This window comes from Butyrivibrio sp. ob235 (assembly GCF_900109475.1).
In the GTDB taxonomy this organism is placed as follows: Bacteria; Bacillota; Clostridia; order Lachnospirales; family Lachnospiraceae; genus Butyrivibrio.
In genome coordinates this window covers 238,231-254,579 of sequence record NZ_FOBE01000001.1, presented here as the reverse complement: position 1 = coordinate 254,579, position 16,349 = coordinate 238,231, and the positions used below count along the sequence as shown (strand labels likewise).

Sequence of the window (16,349 nt, the reverse complement as noted above, 5' to 3'; positions counted from 1 at the left end):
ATAAATATCTACTCCTTAACTAATTACAGCTCATCTTTAGTAATATGCTTTCCGTCTCTCCATATTCTTTCAAGATCATAGAATAATCTGTTTTCCTGATCAAATATGTGAACAATTATGTCTCCGAAGTCCTGAAGAATCCAAAAAGCACTCTCATAACCTTCTACATCCTTTTTCTCATAGCCTGCTCTGCCAAGGGCCTCTTCAACTTTATCAGCCATAGCCTGGATCTGAGATCTGTTTGAACCACTTGCAACTATGAAATAATCACCAAGTGATGAAACTTCACTGATATCGATAATTTCAATATCGGAGCCCTTTGTATTTTCTATAGCCTCAACAGCTATCTTGACCATATTTTTTGAATTTTCAATTGTGTGTTCACTCATTGTTCATCCTGCCCTTTTTTAAATAATAATCATAAGTGTCCTGAGTCATGGGATCGCATTCTTTATCAATGTTCTTTAAATAGTTAAGCGTGTCCCTTAATATATAAAGCATACATTTGTCGAGATTTTTATATGCTTCTTTACGAATTTCGCTCATATGTTCAAGCGGTTTTCTGTTCGGTTCTATAAAATCTGCGATGAATACGATTTTTTCAAGGTCCGTCATTCCCGGGTGTCCGGTAGTATGCCACCTTATAGCTGATAAAATCTCTTTGTCATCGATACCATATCTGTGCTCTGCCAAACACATACCTGCTTTAGCATGAATAAGTGACGGATTTCTTCTTTCTACTTCGGAAATATCAACTTCGTACTTTTTGCAGATTTTAATTTGCTCTTCATGATCGAGATTTTTAGCGCAGTCATGTAAATATCCTGCAATAAGAGCCTTTTCAATAGAAACATCATGTACAGCGGCCATATTTGCTGCTGTATACGCTACTCCCAATGTGTGGTCAAAACGATCCGCATTTAGTACAAGCTTCATTTCTTTTCGGAATTTGTGTGAAATATCAATAATCTTCATAATGTAATGTCAGGTAATGAATCAACCATTATATATTTTTACATCATCGGTATCATTATCTACGGGGATTCCATTGAATATATTCTTCAGGCATGCAAACTCAATAACAGAATCCGGAAGAAGATATCTTACCGATCTGCCGGTTTTCATACGAGCTCTGATGTCGCTGCTTGATAAATCAAGATTCTTAAATGAGAGAATTCTGACATCAGCACCATATGTATCGTGCAGATGGCGTCTTTGCTTATCCATATCTTCTATAGACATATTGTCTCTTACAGCAGCCAGAATAATGCAGTTTTTGAAAATCTCTTCACTTTCATACCAGCTTTCAATTGATCTGAAAGTATCACCGCCGAGTATCAGATATATCTCATCACCGGGATACATCTTCTTAAGCTCACGTAAGGTATCAATAGTATAACTATTACCTTCACGATCAATCTCAATTCGAGAGCAGGTAAAATAAGGATTATTTTCAATTGCAAGCTTAACCATCTGATATCTAAGCTCACCGGGAGTTATGGAAGAGGTATCTTTCATATATGAACACCCACTGGGTATAAAGATAATCCTGTCCAGGCAAAACTGCTCTCTTGCTGCTTCGCCAAGAATAAGATGAACATGATGAATAGGATCAAACGTTCCGCCTAATATTCCGATTTTTCTGCCTGCCATAGTAATAACCTCGCTGTAAAATTGTTTTTAGTATTGTAGCCTTTATGATAACAGGGCCAAATTTTAATACATATTACTTATTTAGGAAGCTTGATTTCAGGATTTTCATGAAAAGGCTTGTATAACACAAATTTGCGGCCGATTACCTGAACGAGTGTTGATCTGGTTCTGTCAGCAACAGTATTTGCCACCTCTTTAACATCATCTGTACAATTCTTTAAAATAGAACCCTTTATAAGCTCTTTATTATTAAAACATTCGGAAACTGCTTCAGTTACTTCGGGAGTTACTGCTGACTTGCCAATCTGAAAAACAGGCTCCAGATTCATGGCTAACCCTTTTAAGTAAGCGCGCTGTTTACTCGTTAAATTCATCATTGTCCTCCATATCAATATCTATATCATCATCTTGCATTTCGGCATTATTCATGACTGAATTATCGCCGGTATCTGCATTTCTGTAATAATCAAAACTGTTACCGTACATTCTGACGGTATCACCTTCCTGTATACCAAGTTCTTCAAGTTTATCGAGAATACCTGTCTCAACAAGGAAATTCTGGAAAAATGCGAAACCTTTTTCGGAATCAAGGTTAGTATATCCAAGCATTTTTTCAATCTTTGGTCCTTCTATTACATATTCCTTAGCATTTGAATCATATTCAACAGTGAAGGACTCATTTTCTACCTTGAGTTCAACCTCGGGATCATACTCACTTTCAAATACGACAGTATCATCACCAAGTTTGTCAAGTTCTCTACTTATATAGTATAGCAGTTCATTAATGCCTTTGCCAGTTAACGTTGACGTTGCAAATACCTTTACACCCTGTGGCTCAAATTTTTCTCTGAGTTTTTGAATTATCTCAGAGTCTTCTCCATCAGGAAGCATGTCAATCTTATTTGCTGCTATTACCTGTGTTTTCTTGGTAATATCGGCATTGTATTTGGCAAGTTCATTATTTATGGCTTCTATATCTTCAAAGGGATCCCGCCCTTCTGTTCCTGCAGCATCTACAACATGAATCATCATCCTTGTACGCTCAATGTGGCGCAAAAATTCATGTCCGAGACCTGCTCCATCGGCTGCGCCCTCGATAAGTCCGGGAATATCTGCTACAACAAAGCCTCTTGCATCATTTAAACTTACAACACCCAGAATAGGGGTTAATGTTGTGAAATGATAGTTTGCTACTTTGGGCTTAGCGTTAGATACTTTTGTTAAAAACGTCGATTTACCAACATTGGGGAAACCAACAAGTCCTACATCTGCTATCATTTTCAGCTCAAGTAATATTTCAAGTTCTTTGGAGGGTTGGCCGGGCTGAGCATATCTCGGCGCCTGCATTGTACTGGTTGCATAATGCATATTACCATTACCGCCGCGACCACCTTTAAGTAAAACAAACTCTGTGGTTTCGCCGGACATATCGACAATGACTTTACCGCTCTCAGCTTCTTTAATTACTGTACCCTGGGGGACCTTAATAATGATATCAGAGCCTTGTTTGCCGTGACATCTTCTCTTTCCGCCATCTTCACCGTTTTCTGCTTTATATTTGCCGCCATAATGGAAATCTGAGAGAGTATTGATTCCAAGGTCAACTTTAACAATAACATCTCCACCTTTTCCGCCGTCTCCGCCATCGGGACCACCATTGGCAACAAATTTTTCTCTTCTGAAGGATACGTGGCCATCTCCGCCTTTTCCGCTTTTAACAAATATTCTTGCTCTATCAACAAATGCAGGCATTATAATCTCCTAAATAAATTATATAAAAACAACGGGGATTCTAAGAAAAAGAGCTCCAAACAAAATATGTTTGGAGCTCAATACAAAACGATACTGATTACTTCTCTACAGCGTAAACGCTAGCCTGCTTCTTATCGCGGCCTTTGCGCTCGAAACGAAGCACACCATCGATAAGTGCAAACAGAGTATCATCCTTACCGATACCAACGTTCACACCGGGATGAATATGAGTGCCGCGCTGTCTGTATAAAATATTTCCAGCCTTTACGAATTGTCCGTCAGCTCTCTTTGCTCCAAGACGCTTTGACTCGGAATCACGACCATTCTTTGTGGATCCGACTCCCTTCTTATGAGCAAAAAATTGAAGGTCCATATTCAACATGACTTACACCTCCTCGAATTTAATGTTCAAAAACTCATTACCATACTGTTTGTAGACACCTGTAATTCCAAGCTCAAAGGACTTCATCAATAATTCGCCCTCCTTAGAGAAACCATTCTCTGCTTGCACTTCGATGTAACCCTTCTCAGGATTAGCATCACAGGTAAAAACATCATCTGTAAATTTTTCAAGAGAATTGACAGTATTAATAGATAGCATGGAAATTGCTGCACATACTATATCTTTGCCATATTCACCGGAACCGGCATGTCCTTCAAGCTTAAAGCCCTTGTACTCGCCATCCGTATTTTTACGAATAATGATATTTGTCATATCTGCAAACACTCAAAAAACACAAGATTAAAGAGAAATCTTATCAATCTTTACGCTTGTGAAGCACTGTCTGTGACCGTTCTTCTTGTGATAACCTGTCTTAGACTTGTACTTGTAAACGATAACCTTCTTGCCCTTGCCCTGTTCCATAACAGTTGCACTAACTTTAGCGCCTGCTACATCACCAGCAACCTTAAGAGTCTTGTCATCACTTACAGCAATAACATTATCAAATGTAACTTCTTTTCCGGCTTCTACGTCAAGCTTCTCAACACGAATAACGTCGCCCTCGGAAACCTTGTACTGCTTACCACCAGTAACAATAATTGCGTACATAAGGCACCTCCTTTTTCCAAATCTCGCTAACTATGGTGGGAAAAATTAATCCACTTCAACCTCGTTAAGCGGCATACTCTGAAATAATAACATCACTTATTTTTTATGTCAATAGTTTCTCTCAGAGATTTTTTTCTTTTTTGTCTTGTAAACTCCATTATACCAAGACCTGTCAAATCAATATAAGTCAGATTCATTGGATCCGATTGTATCAGATTCTTTATAAATGAGATAAGTCTTTCATTCATGTCGGCATTTTTCATTGACACGAAATCAATAAGTATCATGCCCGAAAGATTTCTTAGCCTAATCTGTCTGTAAGCTTCAATAGCAGCTTCCATATTAAGTTTTAAAAAGAAATCCTCGGATTTTTTTGTAGCTTTTCCTGAGTTGACGTCAATCAGATTAAGGGTTTCAGTCTGCTCTATTATCAGAAATGCTCCCGAATCCAGCCAGACCTTCTTCCAAAACAAATCATCTGTTTTACTGGAAAGACTATAATTTATTTGTAAAGGAAGTCTTTTTTCTTCCTCATCATAATATTCACATACAACATTATGAGCGCTCAGTTCATCATAAATATCTCGTATATCTGTAACAATTTTATAGGATTCTGCGCAATTGGCATCAGGATCAATAGCATCAATAATTTTGATAAAATCAGATACGAATGTACTAATTTCATCAGATACAAGGCCGGTATTACCTGATATCATCTGGTACTCACATCTTGTCTTGGCAATCTTTATCAAATCATCGATATTACCGTCAAAAGTAGAACTATCAAGGTCGATTTTACCGGATAGCCTCGCCTGCTTTGTTTTTTGCTCTTCCACTTTTAATTGGACAAGAACTATATCGCCGGTTTTCAATGTAGATGAATCAGCATTTCTGTTAAGTATATGTGCAGGAGGCATAGCTTTAAATGGTAAAAATCCTACACTATGCTTTCCCTTAATGTTTTCAAACCTGACAAAAGCAGCGTTTAAATTGGATACAAGATTCTCGACTCTTCCGACGTATATATTGCCGATCCTGTCAATGGAATCCAAAATATCCAGCGACTGAACTGTATTATTTAGAATACCGATCATTGAAAGATGTCCGTGCCATCTTGTAATAATTATTTCACACATAAAGCTTTCCCTGTGAGGAGGACTTAGTGGCAGCAAAAGAAAGAGCCGGAATTTTTTGCGGAATCATAGGCTGAATAAAGTAACCTTTTTCATCATTACCGGAAAGGTAGGTTTCAAGTCTGTGATAAACGGCAGCAAACGGCTTCATCTCCTCTCCTGCAAATGAAAACAGCGATTCGGTTAAAAGAGATGCTTTTAAATTACTTGAACTGCCGGCAGATACAAGGACATGTATCTGATTTCCCGGAAGTATCTCATAATCATAAATCAGTGGCTTGATATTTATTTCTTTCTCACCATTTTTTGTCTTCTTTGTAGCTAAAATTTCATTCTGTTCCATGAAACTTCTAAAAGTACTTTCTAGATTAAACTCAGGAGCTTTTCCATCTCTGAATGAAATAACATATTCAGCAGCAGCTACACTCGTCATGGCATTTACGGATTTCTCCGGCAGTTCACTGATAGCCGTTATTACAATGCCTTCATTCATTGCATTGTTTAAAGAATCCATAACAGCTTCGGGTGACTTACAGCTAAGTACGGTCATGTCCATATAATCACCATCGGTTGTGGAACCGACACTAAGAGGCTGTGCAAAAGAAAGAATCTGATGAGGGCTGTAGCCTTCACTGTATTTAATATCTATTTCAGCACGTCTTATAGCTTTTTGGACATATCTCATGACATCCAGATGACCAAGAAACCTTATCGGACCATGCTTTGAAAATTTTAATCGTAGTTTTACCATAATTTGTCAGTACCTTTAATTAACACCGGTTTTAGGCTGAAAACAAATACCTACACCGTAATTTGCGCCACCACATCCCATACATGACTGTCTGCAATTCGGAGATACAACGCCTTTTTTGGAGGTTTCCCATTCTCGCCATAAAAATTCTTTGGATACTCCGCAATCTATCATATCCCAGGGGAGAATTTCATCCTTTGTTCGCTCTCTTTTTACATAGAACATGGGATCAAGAGAAGCTTTTTCCATTTCTTCCAGCCAGATATCATTTTTAAAATGTTCGCTCCAGGCATCAAAAATACAGCCTCTTTTATATACATTATAAATAACTGTCGATAGCTTTCTGTCACCGCGAGCAAGTATACCTTCAAGCATGCTGGCATTAGCCTCGTGCCAGTTATACTTTATATGCTTCTGGTTAAGCTGAGCCATTATACCTTTTCTGGTGATACTTGCCTTATCAAGGAATTCTTCCTTGGTATTCATAGGAGCCCATTGGAAAGGAGTAAAGGGCTTTGGGACAAAGAAAGACGTACTTGCTACGATTTCAATTGTTCTTCCGTTTCTCTTCTCCTTAGGAACTGTCTCGAAATACTCAACAGCAATTTTATTGGCTATATCTCCTATTCCTTCAATATCTTCAGAAGTCTCTCCGGGAAGGCCAAGCATGAAATAAAGCTTAACCTTATTCCATCCGCCAACAAAAGCTTCATGAGCTCCTCGTAATATATCCTCTTCAGTAAGCCCTTTATTAATTACATTTCTCATCCTTTGAGATCCGGCCTCAGGTGCAAATGTAAGTGAGGATTTCTTAACATCCTGAACCTTGCTCATTACATCAAGAGAAAATGCATCAATTCTAAGGGAAGGCAATGATATATTGACTTTATGCTCGTTACAGTAATCAATCAGGAATTCCAAAAGCTCATTTAATCCTGTGTAGTCACTTGTGCTGAGTGAGCTTAAGGATATTTCTTCGTAGCCTGTATTCTTAAGTAATGTAATTGCGTATTCTTCCAGCTTCTTTACATCTCTTTCACGAAGAGGCCTGTATAACTGCCCCGCCTGGCAGAATCTGCAGCCTCTGATGCAGCCTCTCATAACCTCCATTACTACTCTGTCCTGAGTTACTCTGATAAAAGGCATAACAGGCTTCATTGGATAATACGCATTTGTGAGGTCCAGGCATAGTTCTTTTTTTACTACGGAAGGAACGCCCTCTCTGACAGGAGTTATAGCTTTAATTGTCCCGTCTTCTTTGTAGCTGATATCGTATAAAGAAGGAACATAGATGCCATTAATTTGAGAGCATTGGAATAAGAATTCCTCTCTTGATAAGCCTTCATCCTTTGCTTTTTCGTATAAATCAAAAAGCTCTCTGTATTTCGTTTCTCCTTCACCGATATAGAAAAGGTCAAAGAAATCTGCTATAGGCTCCGGATTATATGAACAAGGACCACCGCCAATAACTATAGGATCATCCCAGGTTCTGTCCTTTGAATATATCGCGACTCCTGAAAGATCAAGAACCTGAAGTATGTTTGTATAACACATCTCGTATTGAAGTGTAAATCCAAGGAAATCAAAACCCTTTATGGGATCCTGTGATTCCAAAGCAAAAAGCGGGATGTCATTTTCTCTCATGATACTGTCCATATCGGACCAGGGAGAAAATACCCGCTCACACCATACATCTTCATATTCGTTGAATAAACCGTAAAGAATCTGAATTCCCAAATGTGACATGCCTATTTCGTACACATCAGGGAAACAGAATGCAAATCTGATTTTAATGTCAGATAAATCCTTCACAGCACTGTTAACCTCGCCGCCTATATAGCGCTCGGGTTTACTGATGCTAAGAAGGATTTCATCTGATAATGCTAATTTTTCGTTCAAATTACACCTCGAAAGATTTATAAAAGACATCAATTGAGAAATAATTCAAATAATCGATATTAAAAGGCCTTAGCGCCTTGCGAGCTCATCGGTTATTTCTTCCCAGCTAATATCTTTTTCTGCCATAAGTACCATCATATGATACAGGAAATCAGCCATTTCGTAAATGAGTTCATTTGAATTTTTATTTTTTGCGGCGATGACCATTTCGGTACTTTCCTCACCGACTTTTTTCAGTATCTTATCCAATCCTTTATCGAAGAGGTAATTGGTGTAAGAACCTTCCCTTGGATTGGTTTTTCTGTCATTTATAACGGTAAATACACTGTCGAGCACCTTTTGAGGATTTTTCTCTGCATATTTTTTTCCGGTGATTTCGTTGAAAAAGCATGAATAGCTGCCGGTATGGCATGCGACACCAACCTGTCTTACCTTTGCTAGTATAGTGTCCATATCACAATCCGCTGTCAGCTTCTTAACATATTGGAAGTGACCGCTTGTCTCTCCCTTAAGCCAAAGCTCATTGCGACTTCTGCTAAAATATGTCATCTTACCGGTTTCAAGAGTCTTCTTATATGATTCTTCGTTAAAATAAGCAACCATCAAAACCGCATCTGTTCTGTAATCCTGAACCACTACAGGAACCATGCCATCGGAATTTTTCTTGAAATCTTCCCATTTAAACTGAGGGAGCATACGATTTACCGCAAGATCATTCTCCGCGCAGATGTTTTTCATATTTCTGATTTCGGAAGAATTGACATTTATAGCTTTTCCGGAAAGGCCGCTGACATTTTTCTCTGACATCAGTCCTATCATTTTATCAAGAGATAAATCCGGAAGGCATAATATAGTTGGCAAATCAATAGCAAATGTTTTCTTTATTTCAGAACTGTTCAAAAGAATCAGCTCATCAGCATATTTTTTTATAAGTTCATCGTAAGCTGATATTTTATCGGTCTCTGTATAGCATATACAGATTTTGCCTTTGCCGAATTTCTCTGATACCTCTTGCAAAATATCTATATTGCCCTGTTTGGAAAAATTGAGACAAGCCTTTTTGCAACCGGCATATATAAGTTTTTTTATATCTTCCATACGCTTAACGTTTCCTGCGCCATATACATCGCAGGAAACCACACCGCATATTTCCTTTATGATATCAAGTGATTCTTCATGCTCTGCATCACTTTCTGACATATCAAAAATGATTATTGCATCACAATCGTCATCATCATATTTCTCTGCAAGCATAACAGGTGACTGTGAAATAACATCTGCATTTTCCAAAGATGCAACAGCATTTCCGTTATGTAAATATATGCAGGGTATAAATTTTTTCAGCATATTAGTTCTCCCGGTAAATAGTTTAGTATTAAAGACTTCCCTTTGTGCTTAAAACACCGTCTATTCTTGAATCTATGGAGGTTGCTTCATCCAAAGCTCTGGCGAATGCTTTAAACATAGCTTCTATCTTGTGATGATCATTGATTCCCGTTATTACTCTGAGATGCAGATTCATCATTGCACCATAAGAAACTGCATAAAAGAACTCTCTCACAAGCTGAGTGTCAAACGCTCCAACCATTGGTGCAGTGAATTCGGCATCCATTTCGAAATAAGGTCTTCCGCATAAATCAATTGCGGATAGAACAAGCGCCTCATCCATAGGAAGGATAGAACTACCATAGCGTTTGATCCCTTTCTTGTTTCCGAGGGCTTTTGCGATTGCCTGTCCAAGAACAATTCCGGTATCTTCCACTGAGTGGTGGCCATCAACATCAGTATCGCCGACAACATTAACAGAAAGATCAAATAAACCATGTCTGGCAAAAGCTGAAAGCATATGATCAAAAAAGCCGATGCCTGTATTAATGTCGGATTTTCCGGATCCATCAAGATCAATTTCTAATGTAATGTCAGTTTCAGCGGTTTTTCTTTCGATTTCAGCTGTACGTGCCATTCTTATTCCTCCTCAAATCTAACTGCTATTGAATTCGCATGGGCTGTCAGGCCCTCATTTTTAGCAAAAAGTTCAATATCCTTATGAACCTTTCTGAGACCATCCTCAGAATACGCAATTATACTTGTCTTCTTTACAAAATCATCCACAGAAAGCGGTGAGAAAAATCTTGCTGTCTGATTGGTGGGTAAAATATGGTTAGGGCCTGCAAAATAATCACCAAGGGGCTCAGAAGAATACGCTCCAAGGAATATAGCACCTGCGTGTTTAATTTTCGGCATAACCTCAAAAGGATTCTTTGTAATGATTTCGAGGTGCTCTGAGGCTATGGCGTTTGCTGCATCAATAACATCAGTCATATTATCAGCAACAAAAATATATCCGTAATTATCAAGAGACTTTTGAATTATCTCACTTCTCTCAAGCTTTTGGGTAAAAGCCGCTACTTCTACTGAAACATCTTCGGCAAGCTTTTTACTTGTAGTTACAAGGATTGCACTGGCCATCTCATCATGTTCTGCCTGTGATAAAAGGTCTGCCGCAACATATCTAGGATTTGCGGTTTCATCGGCAATAACAAGAATTTCAGAAGGACCTGCAATAGAATCAATAGAAACATAACCAAAGCAGGCTTTTTTTGCAAGAGCAACAAATATATTTCCGGGACCGGTAATTTTATCCACTTTCGGAACTGATTCGGTACCAAATGCCATAGCTGCAATAGCCTGTGCTCCTCCAACCTTGTACACTTCGGTAACACCTGCAATATCAGCAGCTACCAGTGTTCCGGGATTGATTTTTCCATCTTTTGAAGGCGGTGTACACATTATAATACGTTCTACACCTGCAACCTTGGCGGGTACAACATTCATAAGTACGCTTGAAGGATAGGCAGCTTTTCCACCTGGTACATAAACACCGGATATTTCAATTGGGATGATTCTCTGACCAAGAATTGAGCCATCTTCTTTTGTATCTATCCAGGTATTTCTCTTTTGCTTTTCATGAAATACACGAACGTTTTCAGCACTTTTCTTTATAACATCAATAAAGTCATCGTCAAGAGCTTCATATGCAGCCTCAATCTCCTGCCTTGTTACCTTTATTGTATCAGCTGTTATATCAAAATGATCAAATTTAGAGGTATATTCAAAAATAGCTTTGTCACCATTTTCTCTTACATTTGTAATTATATCATTTACGATCTGCTCGTATTCACCGTAATTAGAAGGACTTCTTTTTAATAACTTCTCAAGGAGCTCTCCTTTTGTTTTACTGTTTAATTCTACTATCCGCATTACAGGTTCTCCTTCATGTCATTGATTAGTTTATGAATTCTTTCAGATTCCATCTGCATACTTACCTGGTTTACAATAACTCTTGCAGATAACGGACATATCTCCTCCAAAACAGTAAGACCGTTTTCACGAAGTGTACTGCCTGTTTCAACTATATCAACTATAACATCCGAGAGATTAACAATTGGACCAAGCTCTACCGAACCGTTTAGTTTAATAATATCAACAGTCTGGTTTTTTCTGTTATAAAAATAATCCTTTGCAATATTAGGATATTTGCTGGCAACCTTGATCATTTCATGATGATCGAGAAGTTCTCTGGCAGATTCGGGGCCGCATACACACATTCTGCATTTACCGAATCCAAGATCCAGAACTTCATAAACACTTCTATTTTCTTCCATGATTGTATCCTTGCCGACTATACCGATGTCAGCTGCACCATACTCAACGTAGGTGGGAACATCAGGACCCTTTGCCAGGAAAAATTTAAGTTTCAGTTCTTCATTCGTGAAAATCAGTTTTCTTGTCTTTTTATCAGTGATTTCCTCACACTCAATGCCGCATTTCTTTAAAAGCTCCATTGTTGAATCAACAAGTCTTCCCTTACCAAGGGCAAATGTGAGATATCTATCCTGTTTATTCATTATTATTTTGCCCCCTTTAAGATTACTCTTGATCCCTGCTTCCTAAGCTCTTTCGCCTTAGAAAGAGAATCCTTGAAGCTGTTTTCATCATATTCAATAACTATTGGCTTATCTTCTTCAGGCAACTGAATTTTCTGGTTGTATAAAGCTTTCATCAGATCATCAAGATTAATCATAAATCCGATTGAAGGTGCGCTCTTTCCAAATCTGTCGAGAAGGTCATCATATCGACCGCCTTTTGCTATCGCATCACCTACACCGTATGTATAAGCGCCAAACATTACGCCGGTATAATAATTAAATTTACTAAGCATACCCAGATCAAAAGATATGTAATCCTGAATACCGTAGTTACATAATACCTGATATAAACTTTGAAGGTGAGAAATAGCTTTTTGTGAACGCTTGTTATTAACGAGCTTTCCTGCTTCTTCAAGAACTTCTGCATTTCCTATACAGGTTGAAACACTTTTTATAAGTTCGCGATATTTTTCTGAAATGCCGGACTCTTCCATGATAAGATCTGCAGCAAATGTATTTCTGCTTACAAGCTTTTCTCTTATAGCTTCTTCAGTATCAAAATCGATGCCGGCTTCTTCGCAGATACCGTAATAATAATCAGCATCACCTATACTTACCTTAAAATCGTTTAAGCCCGTAGCGGAAATCGATTCCACCAGCAATGCGATCATCTCAGCATCAGCAAAAATTGAGCCATCGTTCATAAGCTCAGCGCCGATTTCGGAAACTTCCTTCAGCTTTCCCTGCAGACTGTGAGTATTAAAAAATGTCTTACCGCTGTAACAGAATCTAACAGGTTCTTCATCTTCCAAAAAATATTTACTAACACATCTTGCTACTGATGGTGTGAAATCCGGACGAAGTACCATGGTATTACCATCCTGGTCAAAGAACTTATAGAGCTCTTTTTCACTATTACTGCTGATCTCCTCCGCAAAAACATCAAAAAACTCAAAAGTAGGAGTATCAATGGTTTCAAATCCGTAAGATTTCATACGGTTTCCTATAGTATTAATTACAAAGGATCTGTCACTGCATTCTTTTCCATAAAGATCACGTACACCCTCTGGTGTGTGCAAAAGTCTTCGATTCATACATATCTCCCGGATACTTTATTACGTTAACGTGCTACTTCGCTACTACATTAAATTTATTTAAGTTTATAGGAATACAATTTATTTGTCAATCTCTTTGCTCAAGATCTTTTTGCAGCATATCCAGATATGGGATATACCCTTTGGTATCATCTGAAATTATATATTCCGGATCGAGCTCATCATATCGAAAGCTTTTTCGTCCGCCTTCAACGGCTCTTTCCCAAAAATATTTGAGTTTTCTATAAGGAAGATAATAGAATTCCCCTCGCCCGGTATAATAAATCAGAAAAAAAGCAATGCCGTCCTGTGCTTCAAATTCTTCCATAAAAGAAACCTGATGGGGATGGATGTTTTCCAGGGTGAATGTATCCTGTGCACATTCTTTTGCATCAAAGCAAACAGGAATTCCCTGAACTGCGCCTATATAATCGACAGTACTTTTTTGATCAAAATAGGCAAGTGTAATATGTCTTGTTTCTTTATCAATATTTATCGGTGTAATAGGCGTGGGAATCTTTTGGATGAGGGCGAGTGCCTCTTCCTGATATTTTTCGTTTGTTCGATTTATCAGTTCCTCCAGAGTGTTACCACGAAGTCCTCTTGAATTCCATGTGGCCATATTGTCTCCATTCGAAAGAATAAATACGAAATTATTTATGAAAACAGTTTGGATTTTATATTTGAGTAAATAGCAGGAAGCTCAGCTTCGAATATCCTGCCCGAAAGATATGAAAAATCGTCAGCCATTATCGGAAATTCCAACCTGCTTGAATGAAGCAGCTGATACTTTAATCCGAATTCGGATTTAATTATCTTATTGGTCTGCTCATTACCATACTTTGTATCACCGATCAGTGGATGCCCCTCCGATGATAAATGTGCTCTTATCTGATGTGTTTTGCCCGTATGAAGTAATACTTCAAGCTCTGTAAGTATAGTTTTTTTATCTGAAATATAGAGAGCACCATGCCCCATAACCTTAAAGGATGTCTCTACAGGTGAATATAAGTCATTTTGTTCATTATCGGGCTTAGTATCAGTAAGAACCACTTTGTTTGTTTTTCTATCCTTAAAGAGATAACCGGATAAATGCGAATCAGAGACAATATTTCCAATAACAATTGTCCTGTAATATTTATGAAGAGTTCTGTCTTTTAACAGATTGGCCATTTTTCTGGCTCCGGGTAGGGATTTTGAACATATTAGAAGCCCCGATGTATTTCGATCCAGACGATTACATACTGATGGTCTGAAAGTCGCAAGACCCTCCTTGCTTATTTCTCCCCGGTTAAGAAGATATCCTATAAGCCATTCATTAATGCTTAAATCTTTAGCTTCAGATTTCTGAGATAAAATTCCGCAGGGTTTGTTTAAAAGAAGAATATTCTCATCTTCATATATAATTTCAAGGTCTCCGAATTTCGCAAAGGCTCTCTCATACACCGCCGCGGTATCATCGACAACACTTCCGGAATCTAAAGCATTCACATGCTTATTTGCGAATTTGTAGAATGTTTCATCGGAAAAAAATACGGATATAACATCTCCTTCTTTAAGAGCTTCCTTTCCGCTTGCTTTTTTTCCGTTAAGGGTAATATTCTTTTTTCTAAGCATCTTAAATAAAAATCCCATGGAGCATTCAGTAAAATAACTCCCAAGAAATTTATCCAATCTCTTACCTGTTGAATTTTTATCTATTTTAATTTCTCTCATATCACCCTGATTATAACGAAATTGAAAGTAAAACAAGCGCACAGGTTTCAACCGTGCCGGGGACCCAGGAATCTTCAATTGCCTGAGGATCAATATTCTTGGATTGTCGTATCTGTTCAAGATTATCGAGCCTGTTACAAAATGCATTAATATCTTTAAATACCTTGACTGTATAACTGCTGTAACCGCTCTGTGATATCTGGTTTCTAATATGTTTCTCGCAGTTTGAGGTATCAAGGGCTTTATTTTCCGTATAGCAGATTACATTCTTATCAAGAACTGTTGCAGCTGCAATACTATAATTTTCATCGTAACTAGTCATCTCAAGATCATATCTGATGAGAAGCCCGCCTCTGTGAGTTTCAATTATGTCATACGCAGCCTTGCTGCAAGGATGCGCTTTCATGTACATTATAAGATTGACAGCACTAAGTCCTGTGGGCAGGCATCCAAGTGCAGCAATTATACTAAATGCACTCTTATTTGATTTATAGATAAAAAGACCTGTGAAAAATATAATCAAACAAATTGCAAGTGCAATAAAGGTTCTTATAGTTGCAAACTTACGATTATATTCAATATATCCAAAATTTCCTTTTGCTACTTTTTTCATGACAACCTCTGAATATCAGCTATTTTAATAGATCAAGCTCTTCATCCGTAAGCTCTCGGTATTCTCCCGGAGCAAGAGTCGGATCAAGAACAAGTCCCCCCATCCTTATCCTTTTTAGGAAAGTAACTTCATTTCCTATGGCTTCAAGCATACGCTTAACCTGATGGAATCTCCCCTCATGGATGATAAGGTGCAAAACTGCTTCACCATTTACATCTTCAATAAATGCTTTTGCAGGAAGGGTAGGTTCATCATCACCTATATCAACGCCTTCCTCAAGCTTCTTAAGATCAAAATCTGATATCACTCTTGCAGTATGGACTTCATATTCCTTTTCAACATGCTTTTTGGGAGAAAGAAGCCTGTGAGCAAGCTTTCCATCATTTGTTATTATCAGAAGTCCTTCAGTATCTTTATCAAGCCTTCCGACAGGAGCCAAATTATTGTCAAAACCAATATCAATGAGATCAAGAACAGTCTTGTCATGCTTGTCTTTTGTTGCAGAAACAACGCCTTGCGGCTTATTAAGCAGATAATATCTGAATTCTTTATAATCGGAAGTGAGACTTTCGCCCGAAAATATGATTTCATTTATGGTAGGATCAACGCTAAACTCAGGTTTTGTTATAACATTACCATCAACGCATACCATACCGTTTTTTATATATTCTTTAAGTTGTTTCCTACTTCCGATACCGCAGGATCCCAAAAACTTATCTAATCTCATAATATATCCTAAAAGAAAAGCTGCCGCATGA

20 protein-coding genes are annotated in these 16,349 nt (G+C 38.0%); all 20 read right to left on the bottom strand.

Annotated features, from left to right (window positions below; translation table 11 throughout):
- Positions 1 to 23: 23 nt before the first annotated feature.
- Positions 24 to 389, bottom strand: a complete 366-nt coding sequence (rsfS, locus tag BMW61_RS01080) for a ribosome silencing factor (RefSeq protein ID WP_022759970.1) — start codon at positions 387 to 389, stop codon at positions 24 to 26.
- Positions 382 to 975, bottom strand: coding sequence for a bis(5'-nucleosyl)-tetraphosphatase (symmetrical) YqeK (gene yqeK / locus BMW61_RS01075; protein WP_022759969.1), 594 nt, complete (start codon positions 973 to 975; stop codon positions 382 to 384). The genes rsfS and yqeK overlap by 8 nt, the downstream gene beginning before the upstream one ends.
- 21 nt (positions 976 to 996) lie before the next feature.
- Entirely contained in the window at positions 997 to 1,653 is a 657-nt protein-coding gene (gene nadD, locus BMW61_RS01070; RefSeq protein WP_022759968.1) for a nicotinate-nucleotide adenylyltransferase, read from the bottom strand.
- 77 nt (positions 1,654 to 1,730) lie between these two features.
- Entirely contained in the window at positions 1,731 to 2,027 is a 297-nt protein-coding gene (gene yhbY / locus BMW61_RS01065; protein WP_022759967.1) for a ribosome assembly RNA-binding protein YhbY, read from the bottom strand.
- Complete coding sequence (gene obgE, locus BMW61_RS01060; RefSeq protein ID WP_091819446.1) at positions 2,011 to 3,405, bottom strand: GTPase ObgE; 1,395 nt, start codon at positions 3,403 to 3,405, stop codon at positions 2,011 to 2,013. Before obgE ends, yhbY begins: the two co-directional genes overlap by 17 nt.
- Positions 3,406 to 3,502: 97 nt before the next feature.
- Positions 3,503 to 3,787 (bottom strand): 50S ribosomal protein L27, encoded by a 285-nt coding sequence (gene rpmA, locus BMW61_RS01055; protein WP_022759965.1) that lies wholly within the window; start codon positions 3,785 to 3,787, stop codon positions 3,503 to 3,505.
- Positions 3,788 to 3,790: 3 nt separating this feature from the next.
- On the bottom strand, positions 3,791 to 4,120 hold the full coding sequence (locus BMW61_RS01050; RefSeq protein WP_022759964.1) for a ribosomal-processing cysteine protease Prp: 330 nt from the start codon (positions 4,118 to 4,120) through the stop codon (positions 3,791 to 3,793).
- A 27-nt stretch (positions 4,121 to 4,147) separates the two neighbouring features.
- Entirely contained in the window at positions 4,148 to 4,456 is a 309-nt protein-coding gene (gene rplU / locus BMW61_RS01045; RefSeq protein ID WP_022759963.1) for a 50S ribosomal protein L21, read from the bottom strand.
- Between the two features lie 92 nt (positions 4,457 to 4,548).
- A complete protein-coding gene (locus tag BMW61_RS01040; RefSeq protein WP_091819445.1) occupies positions 4,549 to 5,592 on the bottom strand; it encodes a ribonuclease E/G in 1,044 nt (347 codons plus the stop codon).
- Entirely contained in the window at positions 5,585 to 6,340 is a 756-nt protein-coding gene (locus tag BMW61_RS01035) for a TIGR03936 family radical SAM-associated protein (protein WP_022759961.1), read from the bottom strand. Before BMW61_RS01035 ends, BMW61_RS01040 begins: the two co-directional genes overlap by 8 nt.
- 15 nt (positions 6,341 to 6,355) lie before the next feature.
- Positions 6,356 to 8,239 (bottom strand): TIGR03960 family B12-binding radical SAM protein, encoded by a 1,884-nt coding sequence (locus BMW61_RS01030; RefSeq protein WP_242876567.1) that lies wholly within the window; start codon positions 8,237 to 8,239, stop codon positions 6,356 to 6,358.
- Between the two features lie 69 nt (positions 8,240 to 8,308).
- Positions 8,309 to 9,586, bottom strand: a complete 1,278-nt coding sequence (hisIE, locus tag BMW61_RS01025; RefSeq protein WP_091819443.1) for a bifunctional phosphoribosyl-AMP cyclohydrolase/phosphoribosyl-ATP diphosphatase HisIE — start codon at positions 9,584 to 9,586, stop codon at positions 8,309 to 8,311.
- Positions 9,587 to 9,614: 28 nt separating this feature from the next.
- The gene (gene hisB, locus BMW61_RS01020; protein WP_026497513.1) at positions 9,615 to 10,202 is read right to left on the bottom strand and encodes an imidazoleglycerol-phosphate dehydratase HisB; all 588 of its coding nucleotides are present in this window, start codon (positions 10,200 to 10,202) and stop codon (positions 9,615 to 9,617) included.
- A 2-nt stretch (positions 10,203 to 10,204) separates the two neighbouring features.
- Entirely contained in the window at positions 10,205 to 11,500 is a 1,296-nt protein-coding gene (gene hisD, locus BMW61_RS01015; RefSeq protein ID WP_091819442.1) for a histidinol dehydrogenase, read from the bottom strand.
- Positions 11,500 to 12,147 carry an ATP phosphoribosyltransferase gene (hisG, locus tag BMW61_RS01010; RefSeq protein WP_026497515.1) on the bottom strand — a complete coding sequence of 216 codons (648 nt, stop codon included), beginning with the start codon at positions 12,145 to 12,147 and terminating at the stop codon, positions 11,500 to 11,502. The genes hisD and hisG overlap by 1 nt, the downstream gene beginning before the upstream one ends.
- A gap of 2 nt (positions 12,148 to 12,149) precedes the next feature.
- A complete protein-coding gene (hisZ, locus tag BMW61_RS01005; RefSeq protein WP_091819441.1) occupies positions 12,150 to 13,262 on the bottom strand; it encodes an ATP phosphoribosyltransferase regulatory subunit in 1,113 nt (370 codons plus the stop codon).
- A gap of 88 nt (positions 13,263 to 13,350) precedes the next feature.
- Positions 13,351 to 13,884: a Holliday junction resolvase RecU gene (locus BMW61_RS01000; protein ID WP_091819440.1), complete on the bottom strand. Its 534-nt coding sequence runs from the start codon at positions 13,882 to 13,884 to the stop codon at positions 13,351 to 13,353.
- A gap of 35 nt (positions 13,885 to 13,919) precedes the next feature.
- A complete protein-coding gene (locus BMW61_RS00995) occupies positions 13,920 to 14,978 on the bottom strand; it encodes an RluA family pseudouridine synthase (RefSeq protein ID WP_091819439.1) in 1,059 nt (352 codons plus the stop codon).
- Positions 14,979 to 14,988: 10 nt separating this feature from the next.
- The gene (locus tag BMW61_RS00990) at positions 14,989 to 15,591 is read right to left on the bottom strand and encodes a hypothetical protein (protein ID WP_022759952.1); all 603 of its coding nucleotides are present in this window, start codon (positions 15,589 to 15,591) and stop codon (positions 14,989 to 14,991) included.
- A 19-nt stretch (positions 15,592 to 15,610) separates the two neighbouring features.
- Entirely contained in the window at positions 15,611 to 16,318 is a 708-nt protein-coding gene (locus BMW61_RS00985; protein ID WP_091819438.1) for a pseudouridine synthase, read from the bottom strand.
- Between the last annotated feature and the right edge of the window lie 31 nt (positions 16,319 to 16,349).